The sequence below is a fragment of the Vibrio nigripulchritudo genome, assembly GCF_027924785.1.
GTDB lineage: Bacteria > Pseudomonadota > Gammaproteobacteria > Enterobacterales > Vibrionaceae > Vibrio > Vibrio nigripulchritudo.
The window spans coordinates 2,015,454-2,040,928 of sequence record NZ_AP027050.1 but is presented as its reverse complement, the minus strand read 5'-3'; the positions used below and the strand labels follow the sequence as shown (position 1 = coordinate 2,040,928).

Annotated in this window: 20 protein-coding genes; 17 read left to right on the top strand and 3 right to left on the bottom strand. The window is 43.4% G+C overall.

The features are described 5' to 3' along the window. Positions 1-273: 273 nt before the first annotated feature. Entirely contained in the window at positions 274-1,164 is an 891-nt protein-coding gene (locus QMG91_RS27465) for a LysR family transcriptional regulator (RefSeq protein ID WP_022612271.1), read from the bottom strand. 145 nt (positions 1,165-1,309) lie between these two features. Here QMG91_RS27465 and QMG91_RS27460 point away from each other — a divergent pair, with 145 nt between their 5' ends. From QMG91_RS27460 to QMG91_RS27395, 14 genes are all read left to right on the top strand, one after another. Continuing rightward, complete coding sequence (locus QMG91_RS27460; protein WP_281831203.1) at positions 1,310-2,524, top strand: multidrug effflux MFS transporter; 1,215 nt, start codon at positions 1,310-1,312, stop codon at positions 2,522-2,524. A gap of 254 nt (positions 2,525-2,778) precedes the next feature. Next, positions 2,779-4,905, top strand: a complete 2,127-nt coding sequence (locus QMG91_RS27455) for a sensor domain-containing diguanylate cyclase (RefSeq protein WP_409351277.1) — start codon at positions 2,779-2,781, stop codon at positions 4,903-4,905. 339 nt (positions 4,906-5,244) lie between these two features. Then, positions 5,245-5,553 (top strand): hypothetical protein, encoded by a 309-nt coding sequence (locus QMG91_RS27450; protein ID WP_281831202.1) that lies wholly within the window; start codon positions 5,245-5,247, stop codon positions 5,551-5,553. A gap of 725 nt (positions 5,554-6,278) precedes the next feature. Beyond that, positions 6,279-13,448 carry an RHS repeat-associated core domain-containing protein gene (locus QMG91_RS27445; protein ID WP_281831199.1) on the top strand — a complete coding sequence of 2,390 codons (7,170 nt, stop codon included), beginning with the start codon at positions 6,279-6,281 and terminating at the stop codon, positions 13,446-13,448. Beyond that, positions 13,445-13,774, top strand: coding sequence for a hypothetical protein (locus tag QMG91_RS27440; RefSeq protein ID WP_281831197.1), 330 nt, complete (start codon positions 13,445-13,447; stop codon positions 13,772-13,774). Before QMG91_RS27445 ends, QMG91_RS27440 begins: the two co-directional genes overlap by 4 nt. A 531-nt stretch (positions 13,775-14,305) precedes the next feature. Beyond that, the gene (locus tag QMG91_RS27435) at positions 14,306-14,674 is read left to right on the top strand and encodes a hypothetical protein (protein ID WP_281831195.1); all 369 of its coding nucleotides are present in this window, start codon (positions 14,306-14,308) and stop codon (positions 14,672-14,674) included. Positions 14,675-14,985: 311 nt separating this feature from the next. Beyond that, positions 14,986-15,324: a hypothetical protein gene (locus QMG91_RS27430; protein ID WP_281831193.1), complete on the top strand. Its 339-nt coding sequence runs from the start codon at positions 14,986-14,988 to the stop codon at positions 15,322-15,324. Positions 15,325-15,384: 60 nt separating this feature from the next. Beyond that, positions 15,385-15,741, top strand: coding sequence for a hypothetical protein (locus QMG91_RS27425; protein WP_281831191.1), 357 nt, complete (start codon positions 15,385-15,387; stop codon positions 15,739-15,741). A gap of 12 nt (positions 15,742-15,753) precedes the next feature. Further along, entirely contained in the window at positions 15,754-16,098 is a 345-nt protein-coding gene (locus QMG91_RS27420; protein WP_022591977.1) for a hypothetical protein, read from the top strand. A 276-nt stretch (positions 16,099-16,374) separates the two neighbouring features. Beyond that, the gene (locus QMG91_RS27415; protein ID WP_022600605.1) at positions 16,375-16,518 is read left to right on the top strand and encodes a hypothetical protein; all 144 of its coding nucleotides are present in this window, start codon (positions 16,375-16,377) and stop codon (positions 16,516-16,518) included. A gap of 24 nt (positions 16,519-16,542) precedes the next feature. Then, positions 16,543-16,893, top strand: a complete 351-nt coding sequence (locus QMG91_RS27410) for a hypothetical protein (RefSeq protein WP_281831187.1) — start codon at positions 16,543-16,545, stop codon at positions 16,891-16,893. 26 nt (positions 16,894-16,919) lie between these two features. Beyond that, on the top strand, positions 16,920-17,264 hold the full coding sequence (locus QMG91_RS27405; protein ID WP_281831185.1) for a hypothetical protein: 345 nt from the start codon (positions 16,920-16,922) through the stop codon (positions 17,262-17,264). Between the two features lie 3 nt (positions 17,265-17,267). After that, a complete protein-coding gene (locus QMG91_RS27400; RefSeq protein ID WP_281831183.1) occupies positions 17,268-17,597 on the top strand; it encodes a hypothetical protein in 330 nt (109 codons plus the stop codon). Positions 17,598-17,609: 12 nt separating this feature from the next. Continuing rightward, on the top strand, positions 17,610-17,960 hold the full coding sequence (locus QMG91_RS27395; RefSeq protein WP_281831181.1) for a hypothetical protein: 351 nt from the start codon (positions 17,610-17,612) through the stop codon (positions 17,958-17,960). A 60-nt stretch (positions 17,961-18,020) separates the two neighbouring features. Here QMG91_RS27395 and QMG91_RS27390 read toward each other — a convergent pair whose 3' ends face one another. Beyond that, complete coding sequence (locus QMG91_RS27390; protein WP_281831179.1) at positions 18,021-20,777, bottom strand: immune inhibitor A domain-containing protein; 2,757 nt, start codon at positions 20,775-20,777, stop codon at positions 18,021-18,023. A gap of 687 nt (positions 20,778-21,464) precedes the next feature. Here QMG91_RS27390 and QMG91_RS27385 point away from each other — a divergent pair. From QMG91_RS27385 to QMG91_RS27375, 3 genes are all read left to right on the top strand, one after another. Then, entirely contained in the window at positions 21,465-21,830 is a 366-nt protein-coding gene (locus QMG91_RS27385; RefSeq protein WP_004405585.1) for a hypothetical protein, read from the top strand. A gap of 105 nt (positions 21,831-21,935) precedes the next feature. Next, positions 21,936-23,084 carry an iron-containing alcohol dehydrogenase gene (locus QMG91_RS27380; protein WP_281831177.1) on the top strand — a complete coding sequence of 383 codons (1,149 nt, stop codon included), beginning with the start codon at positions 21,936-21,938 and terminating at the stop codon, positions 23,082-23,084. 235 nt (positions 23,085-23,319) lie between these two features. Continuing rightward, positions 23,320-24,219 carry a LysR family transcriptional regulator gene (locus tag QMG91_RS27375; protein ID WP_004405583.1) on the top strand — a complete coding sequence of 300 codons (900 nt, stop codon included), beginning with the start codon at positions 23,320-23,322 and terminating at the stop codon, positions 24,217-24,219. A gap of 16 nt (positions 24,220-24,235) precedes the next feature. Here QMG91_RS27375 and QMG91_RS27370 read toward each other — a convergent pair whose 3' ends face one another. Next, positions 24,236-25,399 carry a GGDEF domain-containing protein gene (locus tag QMG91_RS27370; RefSeq protein ID WP_281831175.1) on the bottom strand — a complete coding sequence of 388 codons (1,164 nt, stop codon included), beginning with the start codon at positions 25,397-25,399 and terminating at the stop codon, positions 24,236-24,238. Positions 25,400-25,475: the final 76 nt, after the last annotated feature.

The following is a 25,475-nucleotide window of genomic DNA, read 5'->3' as shown; positions in this document are numbered from 1 at the left end:
TACCAAAACCCAGCGCCGACCTGATTTCTCAATCATCAGATACAAACACACATACCGTATGTTATTTTATAAAATATAGATATAAATTTCTTATAGAACAGAAGTATAAGATCTAAAAATACGTGCGAGTAAGAAATATCCCGATCTGACTCTTTATTGAGAATGATGTGCGCACTTAATCATAAGCAATGACCATCATTCACTAGAAAAATTCATCTTTCAGCCAAGTGGCTTTACAGTCGGGCTCAAGTTGCGCTTTGAGTGCAAAATGGGTCACTTTGAAGGAATTTCCTGAGCCAGCCGATTTTTCAAATGTTCGATGAAAAGACGGGTACGAGTGTGTTCATAATCCAGTTTTGGGTAATAGGCATAAATGGTGGTCGTTTCGGTTTTCAGCCCGGGAAGTACTTGTACAACTTCTCCAGAATCGAGCATGTCGCGGATCATCATCTTACTGGAAATCAGTATTCCCATTCCTGTTTTTACCGCGTGATACAGCGCTTCTGGATTGGTCGTGGCGAAATTGCCTTTAAAAACGACTCTCTTTTTGTTTTCGAAAAAGAATTCCCGTTCAAGTTGCTCGCCCCAAATCAACATATTGTGTTTGGAGAGATCATCGAGTTGTTCGGGTATGCCATGCTGTTCAAGGTATTGGGGGGAGGCAAAAAATTCAAACGGATACTCGAACAGTGGGGTAGCGATAAAACTGAGGGAGTTCATTTGCTCCAGTTCCCGACTGATGTACACATCCAAATCCAGCTCCGGCAACTGACCGGGCACAGTCGTCACTAGCTGGACTTTGATGTCTGGATACTGAGAAAGAAAATCATCCAGATACCGGACAATAAATCGAGAGCCTACGGCGACGGTAGCGCCGATTTTTAACCGACCGACTGGCGCTTGGGTAACAGATCGGGTTTCATCCACAATAGATTGCCATTGCTCCATTTGAGATACGGAGCGTTCAAAAAACAGGGCACCAGCCTCAGTCAGGCTGATTGAGCGTGTGGTTCTTTTTAGCAGCTGTGCGCCCACTACTCCTTCTAACCAGAGTATGCGCTTACTGATGGCTGAGCTTGTGGTATTCAAGCGCCTGGCAGCGCCATTAAAACTCCCTTCTTCAACCACTCTGATGTAACTTTTTACGCTCTGCATCCAGTCCATTACTGCTCCTCTATTAGTTCCTGTCAGGATGTAATCCGTTTCCCAATTACGTGATTATCATTCATTGATAACAAAGTAAACTGATTTGTAAGCATACCCTTATGTGTGAACTTGCCTAATTTTCTACCCGAGTGCCTGTATATTTATGAAAAGAGAAAACTTCAGTAAATTGCCTTTAATGCTTGCGATGATGGTTATCGCTACCGGACAGGTCGGGGTAAGCATTTACTTACCCGGACTGCCAGAAATGAGCAGGCAGTTTTCTGATGCGACTCTGGATATCCAATGGCTGGTCACCATTTATATGGTTGGGTTGGGAGCGGCGCAGCTTATTTATGGACCCGTTGCGGATTCCTTGGGCAGAAAACCCGTCTTTATCTTTGGGCAGGGGCTTTACCTTGTTGGAACCAGCATCTGTGTGTTCCTTCAGCACGACCTGAACTGGATTATTTTTGGTCGATTGCTTCAGGGGTTGGGAGCAGGAAGTACCGCGGTCATTGCCAACAGTATTTTGCGCGACAGTTACGATGGCAACACCCTTGCAAAAGCCTTGTCTTACGTGTCGATCATGGCATCGGTGATGCCGATGGTTGCGCCAGTGCTTGGCGGTTGGCTAACGTGGCAATTTGGATGGGAATCGGTGTTTGTTTTTGTCTTTGCTTACGTCGCGCTGATTTACGTAACCGGATTGCTGATTTTACCGGAAACGCTGCCGTATCCGGCCAAGACACCCCAGTTATTCGAGTCTTTCAGAGCCTATGCAGATCTGATTAAAACGCCACAAGTGATAGCAACGACAACTTATGGCTGGGTAAATTTTTTGATGATTATGCTTTCATTGTCGGTGATGCCGTATCTGCTTCAGGAGCAGCTAGAAATGAGTGCCGCGCATTATGGTTTGGTGATGATACTGCCCTCTTTCGGGCTGATGATTGGCAGTGTGCTGCAAAACTTTTTAAATCGTCGATTGTTGCCCAAGTCGATTTTAGGTGTTGGGTTAGGCATCGCTTTCCTTTCGGGAGTATGGATGCTTATCGGTTCGGTGAGTGCTTTCAACCTAATCGGGGCACTAACGGGGATTGCTATTGCTCAGGGGTTGATGTTCCCTGTCATTGGACGAATGCTTCTTGAGCCACACAAAGAACGTGCGGGAACCGTCACAGCCTTGTCAGGATCGTTACAAATGTTAGTCACAGGCGTGTTTGGCGGACTAATTGCTTCATTTATTACAACTAAGGCTCTGCTTGGCGCATTTTTACTGGTTGGAACACTAAGTTTAATTGCACTTTATTCATTTCAGCGAAAAGGCAAGCAGTTGGATTTAGAAGCGCCAGTTGATAAGGCGTTGCCCAATATGTAGTTATTTATATAACTGGCTTTTAATTTGTATCATTTTATAAGTTATGTCGTGTTGTGACGATGTAAACACAATAATGTGATGTAACGCTATGTGTGATGTTGTGCCAAAAATTTGCTTTGAATCGCGAATTAATCAAAATGACCGCTTAAAAATGCGGAATTTGTAACAACTGAATGTCCGTTCTGTTGCATACAAATTTCGCTCTCGCTAACGTTGAGCCATAAACATAAAAATACCGTTAGCTGGGTGAAATTTTGGATAGACATGCATTACTACGAGTTGTGTCATCAGCTCGAGATCACAAAGTGATCGCCGACGGAATGTTCCAGTTTCTGTCTGAGAGCTTTTCTCCCAAGGCTATGTATTTTGTCCGGGACCCTTCTCTTGGTAAGCAGTTATCTCCCAGCTATTCAAAAGGCTCTTTTACTTCCCCACATTGCTTTCCCGGCTCATTCTGGACATGGGCAGCTCAGTTTGATACCTCCGATGGTCTTATCCCTTTAGAAATCAACACCTGTTCCTGGAACTATCTCGATGCATTGGGTGGTGAGTGCCTGATCATGATGGTCGACAACCATCCAGAATGGCGCACGTACCTGTTTATTGAGAAAGTGGAACTGGAGAAATATCAGGTCAATTCAGCGGAATCTTTTATCGATATCCTGAACATTGCCTCTGCCAGATGGCAATGTTTGAGGGCAGAGCGCAACGCTTCTCTGGAGTTTAAAAACCGTGATATACGGGAAGCTAAGTATCTGGATGAGATCCGCCAGCGTGAAACGTTTATCGATAAAATGAAGCTGGTCCAACAGGTGGCTCTGGAACTTTCGAACCCTGCAACACTGGATGATTTGTATAAAGGTGCAGTGGAAGCGGTCCGAGATCGTCTGGGTTTTGACCGCAGCGTATTTATGCTGCTGGACATGAAGAAACGCTGTTTTACCGGAACCTATGGTACAGACGAATACGGAAAAACAGTGGCGGAGCACCATACTATTTATGATCTTCACCAACTTGAAGAAGAATATATTGAGGCGCTTCACACCAATGACGAGTCGTTGGTGATTATCGAAAACGCGCCCTTGTACACCACGGGTAATGTAGTGGGACAGGGCTGGAACGGCATGCTTATATTACGTCATGAGAATGAGCCTATCGGGTGGCTGGCGCTGGACAACTTTATACATCGGGAACCGATTACCGATTACCAGCGTGAGATGCTGAAGTCTTTTGGTTCACTTCTTGCTCAAATCTATATCCGCAAGAAACAGGAGCAAAACGTACGTTGGCTCCATTCCAGTATGGTCGCCCTTTCCCGTTGTACAACGGTGAATGACGTGTGTAAGTCCGCAGTAGATTTTGCCATCAATAATTTGGGTCTAGATCGTATGGCGGTGTTCCTGACCGATCCGGATCTGACCCGTTTGTATGGGACTTGGGGTACGGACATTCAAGGAAACGTGGTGAATGAAAGCTACTATGAAACCGAAATGCAGATAGACCGACCACTCGTCGCCAGTGCCATTCATAATCCGAATACGTTATCAGTTGAAGAGTCGGTACCCATTTATCACGACAAACGCATTGTCGGGTTTGGCTGGACAGCCATGACCATGCTGAAAAGTAGCACCGATGGACCTATTGCATTTTTAGCCGCTGATAACCTTTTAACTCGCCGCCCTCTTACCAGCCAGCTTCAGGAAATGATGCTACTGTTTGCATCCAACTTAACAGAAGTTTTGCAACGTACAAAAGCACAGGAAGCCATCCGTACCCTTAACGAAAATCTGGAACAGGAAGTGCGCAACCGCACTCTGGAGCTAGAATTAGCCAACCAGCAGCTTGAAGCTCTGTCGAGTATCGACCCGCTTACCCGTTTAGGAAATCGCCGTCAGTTAGTAAAGCATATGGATGAAATCCGAAACCGTCAGGAGTCTGCACCTCAGAATATTGGATTGATATTGCTGGATATCGACCACTTCGGACTGTTCAATCAGGAGTATGGGCATCTAGAAGGTGACATCGCTTTGATTCGGTTGGGAAATATTTTGAGCAACTTCTGCGACAGCAATGATGAAACTTTTTGCCGTATCGGCGGTGAAGAATTTGCATTACTGCTTTCCGACACCACGGAAGACAAAACCAGAAAGCTGGCAGAAAACATTCGCCAGTGCATTGAAACCGACGCCATCCCCCATGCTTTGAACGACAGCTCGTCAGTACTCACGGTATCCATCGGCTATTTAACAGAATCCGTTCTTCCATCCAAATTCGACTTTGATTCTATGTATCAAAAAGCCGATAAGGCGTTGTATCAGGCTAAGGACGAAGGGAGAAACCGCATTGTTGATGCAACTCAGGTGCTGGTTTCTGTTTCTTGATCGGTGGTGTAATACGTTGTGAAAAATCTAACTAATGAAATACGTCGGTCAAGATATTATTTGATCTGAATGCTATAGGATGAAGCCTAGTCAATTAACAGACCAAAAAGAAATGTACTGAAAAACAAGATATTCACTAAATCTGACTGTGATGATTACTTTGATATAAAAGAAAATAATTTTTTGAATTTGTTCGAAACTTAACTTGTATTTGAGCCTTTAAATAAAGATTTAATTCATTGATTTTCACCTCTTGATTCTTTGTATACCAATCGTGTATTACTAGAAAATAGTTGGCATGCCTTTAAATTCTAAAGGCGTTTTTAAGATGGGATTATCATGAAAAAATATTTGGCTCTACTTATTGTTTTATTTTCATCAAGTTCTTATGCAAGAACGGATTGTCCAGTTGCTAAAGTTGAACATATTCAAGTAGAAGGAACTGTTGTTTTATATAAACAAGTTGGTTTTCCATGGAGAAGACTTGGGGTATTGAACGTAAACAATGGTACAGAGCAGAGGCTTAGCACTATTTTAGCAGCTCAGTACAGTGGGAAAAACGTAATGGTCGCTCATTCAAAGAGTGGTTTTGACTGTAATTCAGCCAATTTTGTCGACACAGCATTTATTGTGAGGACCTACAATTAATAAAGGTCTTAACTTAAATTTTTCCCTAGTGATAAGGTCTTTTATTTTACTTAGTAAGACCTTTTCCCAAAATTGAGATTTATTGACAATGTTCACATTTGTAAATTTAGGTAAATGCACTTGCAATAGTTTGACGGTATTTTACCAACGTCTCTTAAATGGGAAGGGCGGTAGCGTATGAATTTTTGGCTCTGGCGTTTCCGACTCTGAGAAAATACTCCTAATTAATATAAGAAATAGTTTATGAAATCAGTGGCAATTGTGTCAGTTCTCGTTTTGGGGGGCTGGCGATTTATTTTTTCATTTCTCAAAATCATTCCGATCCTGAAATACATCAAAGTCAGACTGTCGAATTAGATTCGGCAGAATCTGGAATTGACGAAACTGATGACCTATTCAGTGACGATATTTCTTATCCTTCTCCTGTTATCGAACTCCAACAAACATTAGCGCATGGCATTCAAAATCTGGATGCCCCTGAACTGCCCCTTGTTCAGGGCGATCTGAGAAATTTTTCAGAAAAGAATATGCCCGACGATATTCCACCCCCAGAAGAACTACAAAAGCTAAATCAAGAGCTTGAGCGTCTTGAATCTTTGATAGAAAGTTCCACGAACTAGTCAACGTTTATTTGTTCTCTATACACAATTTATTTTCACCTTTCGTAACGGATAACGAACTCAATGAATACAAAAATGCCTACCTTATTCTGTTTAAAAAATCCGATGGCTAAACAATCTAAGTTACACAATTATTTAAGGCTTACATTGTTCAGTCTTTTGTCGCTGTTCAGCGTACTAGCTTACGCGGCGGCACCGGTTATTCGAGGCGATTTTAATGTGTCTGGGGGGCAGGCAACATATTCACTCCCAATTGAAGTGGTTCCGGGTCGAAATGGTCATCAGCCGACACTTGCGATCAGCTATGCCAGTGATTCCCCAAATGGTTATCTTGGTATGGGGTGGAATCTCTCTGGACTCTCGTCCATAACTCGATGTGGAAAAAACTTGGCTAAAGATGGGCTCTGGGGTGGCGTTCGTTTAAATGACAATGATCGCTATTGCTTAGATGGTCAGAGGCTAGTGGCAATTTCCGGAAAAGATGGTGGGCACCTAACGGAATATCGACTAGAGAATAATGGTTTCTCTAAAATAGTTTCATTTAAAACAAATTATAGCGGTCACGGACCTTCTCACTTCAAAGTGTGGAAAAAAGACGGCTCAGTTTATGAGTATGGGATGGAAAATACGGCGCAGGTGAACCTGCCAGGTCAATCTCATATCTATAAGTGGGCGCTAAATAAGATCACGGACCATACGAAGAGTAATCATATAGAGTTTAAGTACTATGAAAATAACGGTGCTGGACGCCATCGCATTAGCTCAATTCACTACATGGGTGGTTCGGTTGAATTTGGCTATGAGGCTAGATCAGATAGTACTTCCCAGTTATTAATGGGTTCAAAGCTAACAAGACCTCAGCGACTATCCAAAATCTATGTCAAAAACCAGTCCACACAAACGGTTAGAAATTATAGCCTATCTTATGTTTACTCAACTGGTACTTCTCGCAGTTTACTTACCTCTGTAAAGAAATGTACTGGTAGTGGGATGGGAGATTGCTCAAACCAAATTAAATTTAATTGGACTTCTGATAGAAATACTCAGATAGAAAGAACGGCGAAAACTCATATTCGAGACGTTAACTTTTTTGATGTCCAACGAGATGGAAAGAATGAGTATTTTGGTAGAGTTTCGAGTACTCAATTTCGAAACTTATCCGGGCAAGCTAAAAATATAAGTTCTTCAACTTATATTGGGCTTTCTGGAAGTCTAAAAGACATACAGATAAAAACCAGTAATGTCCCTTTAGGGAGCTATGATGCTCATGGTACTGGCGCTCTAACAACATACGATAGCAGGACTTGGTACTCAGGTGACTTAAACGGAGATGGAAAGGAAGAAAAGCGTGACCGTCGAAACCTAAAAATAGAGAAGACTGGTGATTTAGATAATGACGGCAAAGATGATATTTACTTCTATTCTCACGGCGCACGTAAGTTTTACTATTATTTAGCCTCAAACTCGCACAGAGAAAGCGCTATCAAGTTAATGCCTAATACCGAATCTGTCCGAGTCACTGACATAAACAATGATGGCTACAAGGACTTAGTGACAGTCGAGCGCCATAAAAGCAATGGTGCATGGATAATATTCTACCTATTCAACGGCAGTACCTATTCTTACGATACCGAAATAGTTGCTCATCACAATATTTCAGATATACGTTTTTTTGATTACAACGCAGATGGATATCCTGACCTCTACACCAATAAGAACATTCACAAAAATAATTTTGGTCGAATTAGCTGGGGTACCTACCTACGAACAGGCATTCAAAAATTCTCTGGAGTTACCGATTTAAACTTTGATGGTAGAACTGATTTGGTTCTTGGAGAGTCGAGCAAAGTTAAGTCTGTTCAAGTTTCCAAACCTTATGCTCAAGATAAAATTCAAAAAATTACCGAAGAAGGGCTCGTTTACTCAATAAGCTACAAACCGGCCTCAGACGCTAGCGTTCACAAGCAGAAGCAATACTTCCACTACCCAGTTATTAATTCCACTCCTACTCGATATCTTGTCTCACATGTGAGCAAAAAGCCACACGGCTATAGCGCAACCACCTACGACTACCTGTACGAGGGAGCCAAGTCTCATCGTAAAGGATTAGGCTTCCTGGGTTTTGACAAGATTACTGTGACTGAAAACTCAGAGATAAAAACAACCACCGAATCTGAATTTACACCAAGAAATAGCTCAGGTGTTATTACCGACTTACGCCTTGCTGGTAAGCCAACAAGAATCACAGTTAAAAAGAATGGCAAAATAGTTAAGGATACCCATTTCCAGAGTTATCACGCGGTGACTCGATCAGGTATCAATGGCGTTAAGTATTACGAAACTTCACCGAAAGTCGTCAAAGTAGATCATTACGATAACAATGGAAATCGCGTAAAAACGACCACCACTACCACGGAAAAGGACAACAACGGTTTTGGTAATGTGGTTGAAAAAACGACCAATGTAGTAGGTGCTACAGCCAATTCAGGTTCATTCACAACAAAAGATATATTCGATTACGTTTCTAACGGCACAACTCAAACATTTCAGGTGCTGTCTATTACTAGCACTAATGTTCCCAATATCGATACCGTGTTTAATCAATTTATTTATGGAATCATGAAGTATTGTGGCACAGACGGTAAGGTATACGTAAAACCGAATGATCAGTTCGTTCTGATTCATGGTGATATAGACGTGCCGTTGATTCTCAAACGAATGAAGTATTTCTATCGTTTTGATGTCTCAACCAGTTCAAACTCACAGAATTGGTCTGATCAACAGGGCTCTTTAGTTAAAGTGTCTGAAGCTACGTTTAATGCTGCCAAACCAAGATCTTGTGGCGCTTTGGCGTACCAAGATTTTAATGGAGATGGTCGCAAAGAACTCACCAGCAGCCACTTAAATGTAACGCAGTTAGTCACCAAGTCGGGTAGTGAATTCTGGCAAGTCGGAGCCATTAAAAAATCCACCCAGAGCATCACAGACAACACCAGTGGCGACGTAAAAACCACGGTATCGGACTTTGAATACACCGCTAAAGGTCTGCTAAGCAAACAAACCATTACTCCGACGGCTTACCAGTCTGGTGGTGTTTCTGGGCGAAACCTTATCACCCGTTACGGCTATGATGACTTCGGTAATATCACTTCTCAGAGTGTTTCGGGTTCTGATCTTGATCTCCGTACAACAAGTACCGCTTACGACCGCAACCAGTTATATATCGACAAAGCGACCAATGCCAAAGGTCACGTTACCGACTACACTTACGATGCATCCGGTCGATTAACTGAAGAAATTGCACCAAATGGGCGAAAGGTGAACTATCAGTACGACAGCTTTGGGCGGCTTATCAAAGAAACGCATCCAGGTACCAATAACTTCGTAGCCTACGGATACCTAAGTGTAGGCGCAGAAGAATGTGGGAACGCCGATACCGAAACCCTTCGCTGTGTGAAATCCACCTCTAGCCAAGGGGGAGAAAGCTGGGTACAACTCGATTTTGCTGGGCGAGAAGTGCGCAGTGGCGTCACCAGTTTTGATGGCAGAATCTCTTATACCGATACGCATTGGGACCGAAACGGCAGAAAGACCAGCGTTACCCGCCCATACTTCATTAACGATCCGGTGTTCCACGTTGAATTCGAATACGACACCTTAAACCGCGAGATTCTCAAAAAAGAACCAAGCGCGACAGGTGGTCAAACTTTATGGCGAACGAACTACAACGCCTTTACAACAACGTTAACGGATGCACGTGGTTTCGAGCATAGAACCACCACCAACGTGCTTGGGCATATCCTTAAGAAAGAGGAAGCGGTCGGGAAACCCGATTATAGCTATCAGACGTACACCTATTTCCCAGATGGAAAGCTCAAGTCTTCTGTCGACAGTAAAGGGAACCCAACCCATGTTGAATATGATAACTTGGGCTACCGTTCAAAACTGGATGACCCAGACTTAGGCGTATGGGTATACCAATACAACGCCGCCGGTGAACTGCTTGAAAAGAAAGACGCCAATGGTGTGACCACAACTTATCGCTACGATTCTCTAGGGCGTAAGGTATACCAAAAAGACGGCAGCAACGCCGCTTCAACATGGGTATATGATGAGCGAGGCAAAGTGTCACTGGGTGCGCTGACGTCGATGTCTGGGCATGGTAGCAGCAGTAGTTATTACTACAATGCCTCAGGTTTATTAGAAGAAAAAGCCACCTTTATCGATAATGAAAAATTTAGCACCCTTTATGTCTATGATGAGTATGAGCGCTTAGCCAGAGAAGTTCGTCCAAATGGTACAGACACCTCATTAGCAAACGTTGCTGTGAAGCTTGCCAAAGGCACAAATCCCAAAAACCGACTAGCACTAGAGTACCTGTACAATCAAGAAGGCTATTTGGCTCAAATTCGCAGTCCTTATACCTATGCCGATGTCGCATTTGTTGAGCAAAGCTTCCGTGATGAAATTGACTTTCTGATTGAGGAAACGCTCAACGTTGCTAGGCAATATCTGAACAAAGCAGAGCGCTACGCACAACAGAAAGATTTCTTCCAGGGTAAAGTCAATGAATACAACTCGAAAACCATAGGCTTACACCACTTAGATTCCGCATCTCTGCATATTTTAGGTTCAGAAAATATCTTTCGCCTCAAACGCTGGTGTGATGCCAATGGCAAGTGTTACCTGCGCCCAGGGAGCTGGGTAATACTGCACGATGATGTGTCGATTCCAATTGATATCACTCTTGATGGTGCTATATATGAGCTACAACAGAGATTGGGAGATACAAGAAATGGTGTCCGTAACTATCATTCGAGTCTAATTAATACTGGTCTCACCGACAGTGCCTTCAAACAAATGGGGCTAAACCCTGCGGGTGATTTCCGTGTGGTGGATTATGACAAAAATGGCACGCTTAACCTTATGGCAGCGAATGATGCATATGGTGCTCGTGCAGACTCTTCCACTCAGCAAGAACTGGTGTTCAGTGCAGAGGAACTGCAGCAAGCTGCGGATATATCGAATCGACACTATCTTTACTACACCGATTTAGCTCGAGATCTTTTGGCATTAGCTAAAAAAGTTCTGGCGCTTAAAGAAGTGTATTGCGATGCTGCAAACCGCATGGTGGGAGCCAATCATAATGATGTGTCCATCGCTTCACAATGTCGAGACGACAAGGGTAATATTGAAAATAGACCCAATCAGATAGATCATCTCAACGCCTTAAAAACCAATTCAAAACTGGCGGAAGCCAGCCAGTCCGGTGCATACCAAATCTACTGGCAACGCCGTGAAACTGATGCCTACGGTCATACGCTGTCGGAAACGCTTGGTAACGGGTTAGTTAACACCTACTACCACAGCGCATCAACGGGCAAGCCGATGATGATCACCACACACAAAACGGGGCAGGTACTCAGCCATCGTTACAAGGACATTACCGGTAAGCAAAATGCCTTTGTGGGTTCATCCGATTCGACTCGTTGGTTGGAATATAAGTACGACGATCACAATAACGTAACCCAGCGTTACGACCAATCGTTAGGCATTCGCGATTATTACACCTACGACGGGCTGGATCGCGTTAAAACCAATAACATCGTTTTTGATAACGGCAGCAGCCAAGCAAACGTCACCAAAAACAGCACCTTCAGCTACGATTCCATTGGTAATATCCTGAGCAAAACTGGGGTATCTGGCACGTATGAATACAGCAGTATTGGGGCAGGTCCTCACGCAGTAACCAAGGCAAATGGGCTAACGTACCAATACGACGCTGTAGGTAACATGGTGAGCGCCAAACGCAGCAACAACAGTACCGAGCGCACACTAAGCTGGACGGCATTCAACAAGCCAAGCGAAATCACTCGTGACGGCAAAACCGTTTCGTTCAGCTACGATGCCAACCACAACCGCTATAAGAAAGTATCTGGCACTCAAACTACAGTTTATATCGACAAAACCTACGAGCGGGTGACTGATGTCGCCACAGGTGAGGTTCAACACCAGCACTTTGTGTACGCCGAAGGTAAGCTGATTGCCCTAAACAGCCAATCTGAAAACACGGATGGCTCCATTACCAATAAACAAGTGCGCTTCTTGCACTACGACGCGCTAAACTCCGTGGATATGATTACCGACTTGTACGGTTACGTGGTCGAGCGCCGCAGTTACGATGCCTTTGGTAAGCAGCGTGATATCACCCCGCAGCGTGATATCACCCCGCAGCGTGATATCACATCGCAGCGTGACACCAGCAAAAAGTATAATTACGTAGAGCAAATGGTGCTCACCAACCGAGGATACACCGGGCACGAGGAAATCGAAGAAGTCGGGCTGATCCATATGAATGGACGGGTGTACGACCAAAACCTAGGGCGGTTTGTGAGCGCAGATCCGATCATTCAGGCTCCGTTTGTGACGAATAGCTTTAACCGTTATGCGTATGTGTGGAACAACCCGCTGAAGTATGTAGATCCGACTGGGTTTGAGATTAATGAAGAATGGCAAGATGTCATCAACAATAAGCCACATAAAGAAGGTGGGTACGAAAGTGACCGATATGATCATGGTAACGGTGGAGCTTCGGACAATGGTACGAAGCACGTTCAGACGTCTAATGAGCTTTATGGTCGCGAGAACAAGAATGTAACTTGGCGCGATGGCGATGAGGATATGCGACATCTAGATGAGATTCGTGAGAATTCTTACTTGGTCCATGGTGCGGATGGGATACATTTCAATCTTGATGGCACTGGAAATTATGATCCGGAGTTGATACATGAAGTCATGAGTGAAATGCTATCTGCTCACGGTTCTGCAAGTGGTTCGGCGTTAATCGCGTACGCATCGGTGTCTGTCCCTCTTCCTACACCCACGAAAGCAAGTCTCGCAGCGAGGTTTTTTGGTTGGATTGGTAGTAAGCTTGGTTTTTCTAAGAATATAAGAAACCTTGCTGATATAAATACTAAAATATCTAATAAACAGTTAAGGCATATCAAAGGTCGAAAAGAATGGGTCAATAGAGGGCAGGGAGGCTATTTGAATAGTATGGATGATGCTCAAGAAATTCTTTCTGCAGTTCATGCGGGAAAAGTTAAAGTGCTTGGAACGAACGCTCAAGGATTCCCTGTAATTCGCTATAAAAAGGTTACAGGCTACAACAATAATCCGGGAGCTGGTTATGTAGACCAGCCGACTAACGTATTTGTGATTAAAGGGACATCTAAGCCTAGTGTTGTCCCTACTAACCCTAAATGGACACAATGATGAAGAATCCAACAATAGAAGATTGGCTTTGGGTAGAGGTTATGCTTATACAGGCTATGATCGGGGGCATTTCTCGAAATTTCAAAGAAGTACTATTGTCTTTTGAAGATGAAGTTTGGGTAATTAAGGTAAAGTTGAGAGCCTGGTCCGATGAAGACGTTGAAGAAATTGAAGACATTGAAGATGAGTTCTCCATACTTTTAGATGGAATTAAAGATAAAATTTCAGATTTTTCCTGTGGAAAGGTTAAGTCTGAAATAACTTTAGAAGATGGATTAGCTAGTAAGTTAAAAGATTCCGAAAGGATTATTTTCAGATTTAAGTAAAAAATTAGTGGGACAGGCACTTTTAGAAAAATCTTGAAGTGTCTTCTTGTCGCTTACGCTGAGCTCTATTCGTATCGTCGAAATTCGGTCTTATATGTAGGGTATTTGCCTAGAAAGTGGCGAATACCTCTTATATCTTTGATTTATGCGTGCGCGAACCCGCTAAAGTGGTTATTGGTTTAGGAATTTTGTCTAGCTTTAATGGAATGTTAGCGATCCGGTAATCGAAAGCCAGATATTCGCTTTCGGCTTATCTTCGGCATAACGTGTTTAATGGTGGTTTTGCAACCAACGACCGTACCTTTTTCCAGTTGAGTGCCAAGCGTTCATCTAAGTCGCTTGGTCGATATCCAATCGGTTTAGATTGGAAGATGTGTATCTAATTGTCTTTATCTGTCTTCACGGTTTAGCATTCTAAGTCAATCATACTAATTTAAACATCTCTTTGATTTATATATAACTCAAGTTGTGTAGTAGCTTTTAAATTGGCGTAAGCTATTACTGCTAGGTTTGTTTACCATAGGAGAAAATATGAAAAAATACTCACGATTTCTTGTCATCCTTTTCTTTATCATTTCTTCAAATGCGTATGCGGAAAAAGGGTATGTTAAGGGTACAGTAGAGTTTATCCGGGTACATGATGATTATTCCGGTCATCAATGGAAGCCTCCAGTTTTTTGGTTTACCTTAAATGGTGTAACCTCTGCAGGTAATTGTCCTAAATGGAGAAATCAAAATGTACTGTTTGTAGGCACGAGTGATTTTGCCTATTCTATGGTTTTAGCAACTTATTCTTCTGGAAAAGAGATTGCTTTAAGTTTTGATGATTCAATCAAGAATGCATCTAATTTTTGTATTGCAAAATACATTACTGCAGGCGATCCTCCACCATTGAACTAAATAATTCTAGAAAGTTAAAGAGTAGAAATCTTAAGAAAAGATTTAATCGCGATCTCTTCCACCATTCCTATCCATCTTGTTCATCTGTTGGTTCCCAATCAAATGGACAGGTAGAATTGAATATTGATGGATTTCTCTCTTTTTATTCATTTATACGTAGGATGACTTTTTATTAATATTATCAATATTTTGTGATTTGATATTTGTAGTATCGCTCTCGTTTTTTACCTAAAAAAATTGCCTTTCATTGATGGTGAATTATCAATTCGCTAGCATTTGTGCCGATTATCTAAAGTCTGCAAGGCATTAAAATGATTAAGAAAATATTACTTGTCGCCAGCATAGTGATGAGCTTTAACGCAAGTGCAATCAATACGAATTCAGATGGGGAATGGATCAGCTTAGGTGTTCCTTCTTATGTCCATATTGGTACCGATGGGCGATTTTTCTTAAATGGAACTAATCAAGGCAGTTGCGCCAACAAGCGTCCTACCTACTTTCGTATGGACATGAATAAGCCGCATTTCGAGAAAACGTATTCATGGCTGTTGATGATGAGTACTCAATCAAAACCTATCGACTGTGTGGTCGACTCTGGGTGCGGCAGCTCTGAAGTTTGGGTGTCTTATTGTCGTGGACCACTTCAGTAACCGAATTCGAATACTTCATAAGTAAATATTCTGGAAATGTCGTCAAAAAGGAACGTCAGAGTGAACTATTTAAGTACAACCACTGTTTTATTACTTTCATCTATTTCGTTTAATGCAATTGCTGCCAATTACACCTGCTCGGGAAAAGTAACTGGGGTCAGTATTGACGCAAAATCAGGCGATGTCCTAGTTGAGAGAATAGGACCCTTAGTTTGGCCAAGGTTGTGTAAAGTTGACAACGAAGTGCATGGTATAAGTGCCAATGCATGTAAAACCGTCTATTCGACATTATTGACTGCTCAAACAACAAATAAAGAAGTTGTTATGTGGTTTAACGATGGGAAATCCTGTGAGACAACAGCAAAACCTTGGAAATGGATAACTGGTTGGTATTTTGGTCCAAAACTTGTTAATTAGATAGGTATTAAAATGAAAAAAATAACATTACTGGCTTCGGTTGTTGGTTTATCTCTAATCAGTAGTATTGCTAATGCGGCTTGTAATAGGGATGAATGCTACGGAAAGGGCGCGCAAGTTGTTTCTTCTATGATGGTTCATGAAGGTGGTGTATATATTATTCCACCAGAAAGCTCGCGAAATAATCTGGATTGTCAGCTAGATGGAACTAGCATGACGTTGAATAAGAATCATCCATATTTTGATGAAGTGTATTCTACGATATTGACAGCTATGGCGGCTGGAAATAACTTGATGGTAAGAATCAAAAATGGTTCTAAAGGTTGTCAGGTTTCCTATGCAAGAATTTATTATTAATCTGGTTTGAAAATTAATTTTTGTTGGAACTATATCGGTGAAGATATAGGTCTGTTAATATTTCTTCTTAGGTAAAAACCTCGTAAGAGGTTTATTTTATCGGTGTATGCTTTGAATATAAGATACTTCTTAATTTTGCTAATTATATTGTTCCCATTCTATTCGGTCGCCAGTCAAATTCTCGAACCCAAAACTATTGTTCGAACCTTTTCTGAAGGCTCATCTAAGGCTGGGTTTTATACTTCTGAAGGTTTGCTTCAATGTAAATGGGGAATCATGTATATCGATCTCTCTACAGAAGCTGGAAAAGCAATGTTCTCCCAAGTGCTAACGGCAAAGTCAGCTGGCTTCAAAGTGGTCAGAATAGACTACACAAAATCGGGTGAGCTTTGCACAGCTACCGGGCTTCACATCCAATAACCTCATTACTGTAAAAGTGACCAAATGAAAGTAATAAAAACCATTTTATTTAGTACGCTATTCTTGCTACCGAATCTGGTATTGGCTTCAGGTGTTAGCTCAGATAAGGGGCAGATTAAGCTAATCAACATGCAAAGAGAAGGGAATTTCGTTCGAGTCGATTTTTCTCAGCCTATTAAAAACCCAGGCAACTGCGAAGGAACGAGCTTCTATGTTGCTGAGCTTAATGATTCTGCAGGGAGCAACCGTTTTTATTCAGCACTCCTGGCAGCTTATACGTCGAAACAGACGGTAAATTTCTGGATATCAGGTTGTACTAAACAGAAATATTGGGGTCAAACCAGACCCGCCATTTACGATATCTATATGCACTAATGTTTAACCTCAGTTGGAAAAGATAAATGAAAAAAATATTGGCTTTATTGATGCTGATGATGGCATCTACCTCTGTACATGCGAAATACACTGCGAATTTTTCTGGCGTGATTACCGATGTGCTCACTTACCCGGGTAGCACTTTGATTTTAATAAAAGTGACCAATATGCCTAAAAGTCACCCAAAGTGTACTCTGCTTGATTTTATGGCGGTTGACCCCGCGATTTCATCTGAATCTCGTCAATTAGTTATGTCACGTATTCTTACAGCTTATACAACCAAGGAAACAGTCAACATAGGCTATGACAGAGAGAGTCATTCTGACTCTTGTACTGGTGGTGACCGTTTACGAGTTCACCGGGTGGGCTAAAAGATGAAAAAACTCATTGTTTCTTTAGTTCTTGGTCTTCTTTCTTTTCAAGCATTTGCTGACTGTTCGGGTCACAGTTGTACTGGGGTTAAAGTGAGTCGCCTATATTTGAATACCGACGGCACTTCAGTTATTGGAACTTCTGGTAACGAAGCAAACTTGACGTGTGAAGCGGGTAAGAATGGCTATATCCATTTGGATCCCGCAAGTAAAAATTACAACGCAGTATATTCACTGCTGCTTACTGCTCATACACAGGGTCACCCAATTTGGATTCGCACAAATTCGGATTCGAGTGCATGCAAAGTAGTTTATGTAGTTTCAGATAGATAAGAAGAGAAAGATATGCCAAAAAGATGGATTAATCGAAATGTTGTGCGCGCTTTGTTTTTCATAGCAGCGTCGTTAATTGGAACGAACGCAGTAGCAGGAAATTACACAGGGACATTTCACCCTTATTGGTATGGCGGAAGCCTATATATTAAGCCTGTGTCTGTAGTGAAATCAGATGTCCCAGCGTGTGCCAAGCGACAGTTATTGAGACTTCAAGAGATGGACATCTCAGGTGATGTGTTTAAGTATAAGTATTCGATGCTGCTGACAGCGTGGGCGTCTAATAAGTCTATAAAGCTAATTGGTACAAATAAGTGCACTGGCGAAGGTGATGAGATTATCTTTGTGGTTAACTATCCTTAGTAGACGTACATACGAAACCGAAAACAAAGCCAGCGTTTGCTGGCTTTGTTTTTATCGAGATCAATCCAACCTTATCTTGGTGGAATCCTTCGCGCCTTCGTTGTCTGTTACTGTCAGCCTTACTGCTTTCTTATTGGCAGGTAAGCGTGTGAATATCACACTGCCAAATCGAACGCGGTTTTTGCCTAGTTTCCAACGCGTTTTGATAATGTGACCATCCGGGTCGTAGCTGGTGGAATACAGCAGGACAAATCGCCCAAATAGCGGGAAGTAATCGCCTTGTGCAACCGGGGCTTCATTCACGTCTGCAACAATTTCGACCTGTTCAGAATAGGATGCAGTCGCGCCATCATTATCGGTCACTGTTAAACTCACTGTGTATTCACCCGCTTCAACGTAGTGCCATGTAGGGTTGATGTCGGTGCTGGTTTGTCCGTTACCAAAGTTCCAAAGGTAGCTGGCTATTTCGCCGTCTGGGTCACTGCTGGAATTGGTTGCCGTTACCGACATACCATTAACTTCCAATGTAAACGCAGCGGAAGGTGCTTCATTCGGTTTCTGATAAGAAATCTGTACGACCCCATAACTGTTGTCTTGCGCTTGATGAATCACTTCAATGGATAACCCTACTTCTGCCAGTTTGCGACCGGAATGAGGAGCAACTGGCGAAGAGTAATCTTTACTATCATCGAACAAACTGACTGGTGTTAAGTTGGTGTCTTGCAGCAAGTTACCCTGATCATCGACAAGAACCAGTGGTGAGTTGTTTTCTAGCGAGAATGCAGCATCACGAACCTGATACCTTGAAATAGCAACATCGCCATTCGACCAGATAAACGGCGTTTGATCCGCATCGACTACCCCAAGCCAGCCTTCACCCGGATGTAAGCCGACCCAGTTGTCTGTGAACGAATTGTCGACGTACCATACAATCAATCCCGGGTCATAAGAGATCAACTGCCCGCTACGACGAATATTGGCTAAGCCCTGATCCACACCATCGTAGCTGCGCCATTGCAGCAAATAGTAATGATCGGCGAAATGATATCCCGCATTTCTCTCAAACCCATTAAACCTAAAGCTGCTTTCGTCCCCTTCCGCGTCATCTACGTTCTCAATTACACCATCTGCATCGAATACGATGTTATCGATATACAGCCCTTCCATTGCCAGACCGCCATCAGTGACATAATCGAATGTAAGGGTGATATCAGTTCCCGCCCATTCGGACACGTTGAACACCGCATCAACCCAACCACCAGATTCGCCTGTAATGGCAGGTACAAGCCCAGTGTTGTACGGGTCCTGCATGGTTGTGATGTTTCCGGGAATTTGAGTTCCATTAACCAATACACGAGCAAAGTCGTAGTCTTTTTCTATCTCATACCAAGCTTTGAATTTGAGCGAGACAGAGCTTCCTTCCGGTACCCGAATTTTTCGGCTCATAGAGTTGTTGAGATCGTCTCCTTTCTGGCTGTAGAAGGCGAATTTCCCTTCAAATGGACTGGTGTTGTCCACCTTCTTGGCTGAAAGGTCAATTCTCACCATATTAGGTCGAAGGTTATCAGTGGTTTCAAACAGGCTCAGATATCGAGGCTGATCCAGATCCGCAAGCGAAAGCTGAGTCGAATTTATCCAGTTTCCCCCTAACGACTCCTGCAAAAACTCTTTAGCGTAGGAGCTAAATGCGGTGGGCTGAGTACCCGCAAGGCTGCCCGCCCAACTACCAGAAGACATAATGGACCAGTAAGCCACTGGCTCGCCGTTTCCTGTGCCTCGAGTGTCGTACTCGTCTGGTAGACCAAGATCGTGCGCGTATTCGTGTGCAGCTACCCCAACAGCGGCATCAATGGGCTGAATAGTGTAATCAAAAGCGGCATATTGCCCATTGAAGCGATCGGGTAAAGAACTTGTTGTCCCCGGCAGTAAATGAACACTGCCCAGATCCCAACGGTGTGACCAGATTGCATCCTCTCCAATCGCACCGCCACCTGCTTCTTCACCCACAGACGAATGAAAGATCATCAGGTGGTCAATAAGCCCGTCAGGTTCGCGATAGTTTCCATCGTTATCGTAATCATATCGATCTTCGATATCGTAATCGGCAAGGTTAACGCTTGGATCTATGGCAAGCTGGTTAAGTGCTTCGCGAACCAGTTCTCGAGGGTTGAGGTCATTCCCCGAATCTGCGGAGTTCCCTCCATAATAAGCCGCATTGTTTGCCGCTCGATACCAGCCAAATCCATCCCCCGCTACTGAATAGCTTCCGCCAGACTCCTGTTCGTAAAACTGCCTCATTGAAGTGAGGTTCTCACCATTGGGACCTTCGTAACCCGAGGATGCAAACAACAGGTCGGCGTAATGAGAGGTGGGGTAGCTGTCATAGAGCATGTCGGTGTGCTCAGCTGTAATGCCATTGTCATCCCAGGGTAGATCTGGGAAATCAATCATCAGAGCGATGACTCTGTCAGTTCTTTTTACAATAACTGAACGCGCCCCCAATGCACTGGCATCCAGTTTTTGTCCTTTTTTCTGTGCGAGGGATTTTAATATCTTATTTCTTTTCTCTATTGCCTTTTTACCGAATTGGGCATTTCCATTTAAACCGTAGTTGTTCTTATTTTTTAAATAAGCGTGTACTGCGGCTTCTTTTTCACTTTGTGTTGCATCTTTGCTTAATTTTCCGGAGCGAATGAGCATATTTGCTATTCTTTCCTCATTAACAACGCCCATATCTGCCGGAGCATGGGCGTAAGAAATTCCACTGAATATTGCGAGCGATGAAGCCAGCAATACGGTGTGTTTCAAGTTTGCCATTTGATGTTCCTTAGTGATTGTTATTGGTTCTATTTCCCTTTTATTTGAATGTTTTGTCTCCTTTTATTTATCTGGTTTCTTTGAATTTCTCGCTAAGAAAAGCAGGTAGTTCTATCGTTGTTGACTATTTATTGTTAATTGAGTGAATAAATAATCAGGTTGCAATAAAAATAACTTTGGAAGGGTAGTTGAAGTGAATTTTGAAAATTTTGGATATGGTTCTAATTCTTAAATTTAAAATAGTGGTGAGACGAGTTTTATATAGTGGATGTTTAAAAAGTTAGAATGATTTCAGGTTATTTAGAAATCGTTGAACGGGTTCCTTTATTTAATTTTGGAACAAAAGTCTCGATATTATCAATTGAGTTCTAATGTATATCGATCTTTGGTTTGTGTGTTTTGAACATCTGTTCAGGCTTTTTTCTTGATCAAGAAAAAGCCGCTTCAATAGGGTTGGTGAAGTCGAGTTGTCCATACCATCCGCTTGATGACTGGCTCGGCAATAAGAATTTTACAAATTCTTTACTAAAGGTTTGCCGCAATCAGCCGATGCTTATTATTGAGACAAGAATCATTTGATAGACTCTGAGCCGATAAAGAAGGCGTTAACTGTGATAAGTTGGAGTTTATCGTGACAGCACCAACTTGATTTTCTGGTGCTGAGTGAAAAACGGAGTATTCACCATCATGAGCCAGACAGATTTTGAACAAAAGCGAAAATACTATCGATTGCGTTACCCAAAGCAGGAAAGACCTGTTTTGCGCGTAAAAGATCAGTACTACCACATTTGCGAAGTCTCTGAAAAAGGTATCCGTGTGCTAATGGCGAACGTAGCGTCGTTATACCGAGGGCTGAGCATGGCGGGTACTTTGCGACTGAATGCCAATACACACATTCCGGTAGAAGGTTCACTGCTGCGATTTGACAAGAACGAAGTCATTTTTCAGCTCTCTAAAGGTCCAAGCCTGAAAAACATGGTTGAAGAACAACGCCATATCAGAAAAAAATACCCAACATTCTTTGCCAAGCAGCGCCCGATAGCGGCGGCATAAAATATAGGCGTCAGCGATCTTTCGCGAGTAAAATGAGTATAAGATTAGCCCTGATTGACATCGTCAGTTAGGGTTTTTTGCATTTTCTATCTATGAGGCTTTGCTATGAAGTTTTCCTATGTTAATCCAACTCTGATCCATTTTGGTCAAGGTCAGATCGCAGCAATTGCTCAATCTGTCCCTGCCGATGCCAAGGTATTGGTGGTCTATGGTGGCGGTTCCATCAAGAAAAACGGTGTTTACGAACAGGTTGCCAGTGCGTTGGAACACCACGAATGGCAGGAGTTTTCTGGCGTGGAGCCAAACCCGACCAAAGAGACACTCGACAAAGCTGTTACCATTGTTAAAAGCGAGAACGTGGAATTTATCCTCGGAGTTGGCGGCGGTTCCGTAATTGATGGCGTGAAATACATCGCTGCTGCGGCGCATTATGAAGGGGACGGTTGGGATATCCTTGAAGGTAAACACCGCGTAGAAAGTGCGGTGGCGCTGGGGGCTGTGTTGACCTTGCCTGCAACAGGGTCTGAATCCAATGCAGCAGCGGTGATTACCAAAGCCGAAACGCAAGACAAATTGTCTTTTTACCACCCAGCCGTACAGCCAAAATTCGCCGTTTTGGATCCTGATGTGATGAAAACATTGCCAGAACGCCAGTTGATCAATGGCATTGTCGATGCGTGGGTACATGTGTGTGAACAGTACCTGACCAAGCCAAATGGCACCATGGTTCAGGATGGCTATGCAGAATCTTTGCTGAAAATCCTGAAAGATCTTGGTGAGCGATTTGAGCAACGCGACAATGATGAATGGCGTGCCAATCTGATGTGGGCGGCCAATCAGGCGCTTAACGGTCTGATTGGCTCAGGCGTTCCGCACGACTGGTCGACACACGCCATTGGGCATGAACTGACAGCACTTTACGGCGTGGATCACGCGCATTCTCTGGCTATCATCCAGCCCTCGCTGCTTCGTAACCAACTGAAATTCAAGCGAGTCAAATTGGAGCAACTTGGGCGTAATGTGTTTGGGTTGGCTGACTCCCCAGATCTGGCGGTTGAGACCATTGCCGTAATGGAAGCGTTTTATCAGAGCTTAGGAATGCAGACCAAACTCACCGAGCACGGTGGTGACAAGGCAAAAGCGGTGCAGGATGTTTTGGATAAGCTGGAATCCCATGGTCAGGTTAAACTCAGTGAGAATGGCTCAATTACGCTGACTGAATCGAAAGCCATTCTGGAAGATGCCATTGCATAAAAACACATTCTACTAATCGAATTTCACCTCTGATTTTCAAGGAATTTGACGATGACATCGTCGTCAAATTCCGCAAACCTATTGAAAAGTAAATGAGCTCCAAATAGAAGCGCGAAATGTGGTTAGATCCCCTTTTCTTAAGGGAATAACAGGGTATAAACGTGATTGGTCTCCTATCATTTTTAGTCAATGCAGGAAATAATGTCTTTAATTTTTTCCAAAAGTGACATAATTCATGCGCAGTGATGACTTAATCCTTTTCTATCAGGTGGTTGCGTTAGGCACCTTCAGTAAGGTCGCCGAACAGAACGACCTGACCAACTCGGTGGTGAGTAAGCGAATAGCCCGCTTGGAAGAAGAGCTGGGCGTGCAGTTGCTGTATCGAACCACCCGAAAACTGACCCTTACCGAAGCAGGCAAAGCACTGTATCAAGGGGCGAAAAACGTCAATCAGGCAGTCAATGAAGCCATGGACGTGATTGTCGGATTTGGGGAAAAGGTGAGTGGTCACGTTAAAATGTCGGTGCCTACGATTTCCGGAGACCTGATTCTCGCGGATGCGGTTGCCGAGTTTTGTAATATGCATCCGGGCTTAACGGTTGATATGTCTTTGGATAATCGATTTGTGGATCTGGTTGAAGGTGGGTTTGACCTGGTAATTCGTACGGGATATCTGGAAGACTCCAGCCTGATTGCACGCCATATTTTAGATTCTCAATGGTTAGTTTGTGCTTCTCCTTCCTACATCGCAAAAAACGGCAAACCCCTCAAGCCAGAAGATCTGATCAACCACAATTGCCTCCAATACGCCTACCAAACCACTGGTGCATCAGATTGGGAGTTTAAGTCATCCAAAGGTAACTACATTGTGAAGGTGTCAGGCTCTTTCTCTACCGACAACGCGACGGCACTTCGAAAAGCAGCACTAGGCGGTCACGGCATTGCTTATGTACCAAGGTGTTTGGTATATCACGACATTCGAAGTGGAGAGCTGGTGGACATCTTCCCTGAGTTGGTTGGCAAGAAGCTGGGCATCTACGCCGTGTATCCGTTTACTCGTCAGCCGCCGAAAAAAGTGAGTCTGCTCATTGAGCACATTCGCGCCCGTTATCTTGCCATTTCTCACTACTTTTAGGTGATGTGTGGGTGTATCAACACTCTTTAGAACGGTTACGTTTAAAGGGCTTCACATTGCTGGAGGTGTTCTGGGCATTGTGAACATTGTGGTAGTACTCGTAGCCATTTTTGCCCACGCATTTGGCGGCATACATGGCTTTGTCCGCACACCGGAGAAGTTCGGGTAACTCCAAGGCATCCTGACGATAAATCGACACGCCCACGCTTAGGGTGACGTAATTCACTTGATTGTTCACCTGATAACCGTCATTAAACAGAGACATAATCCGGTGAAGAATACTGTCTAGCGCTCTTGAGTCGGGCACGTCATAGAGGAGGATGACAAACTCATCGCCAGCGTAGCGTGCGATAGAAAATTCGTCCTTCTGATCTTTACGATTCTTAGTGCGAAGATTGTTTGCCAGCCTCTGCCCAAAACTTTGCAAAACCTTATCGCCAATGGCATGCCCGTAGTTGTCGTTAATCTCTTTAAAGTTGTCGATGTCGACAAACACCAGTGCAGTGAGCTTGTTACTGTTTCTGAGTTCTTTCAACTTGGGTTCAGCCCATTTTTCAAAGCTCCAGCGGTTAGCAAGACCGGTCAATGCATCGCGATAAGCCAGATCCTCAATGCCTTCCTGATAAAGCGACAGCACGTAATGATTGGTTCTGCAGTACTGGTAAGCGAAGTAATGACAAATAGCTAAAAAAGCCATCATGCTGGTAAGAAAACGCCCAACTGAGAACTCGGAGTAATCCGCAGACAGATACGGGAAGTTGGGAGAGGTAAACGCCACAATGCAGAATATATAGAAGCTTACGGTGGCAATCAGAGCGCTGCGTACCGAATTAACGAAAATGATGGTGGCAAGAATCGGGTAGATCCAGTAAACCGAAGATTTAGACAGCCCGCCCGTTAATATCAAAACAATGGCATGCGTAATAAGCACAATGGTGAGCACATGAGCTGCGTGGGTGTAGTGACCGCGGCTCAGGAACAGAGCCAGATTCGAGAAGATGACTAATGCGCTAATGTAATTCACAGAGCCTTGAAAGTGGTCTCCGTGACTGATGCTGAGAAATCCAAATACAGAAAGCAGGATAAAAACAATAACCGACAGTACCACAATGGTTCGTTTGCGTCGGAGCAAACGGACATCAGCCATTTCTTCCAGCTTTCGACCTGCCATGTTGTACATGAGTCGAGCCTAGCCTTTTTCTAGTTATGTGGCTAAAAGCATAGTACATACATTCATATTTGCTTATTCAATGTGT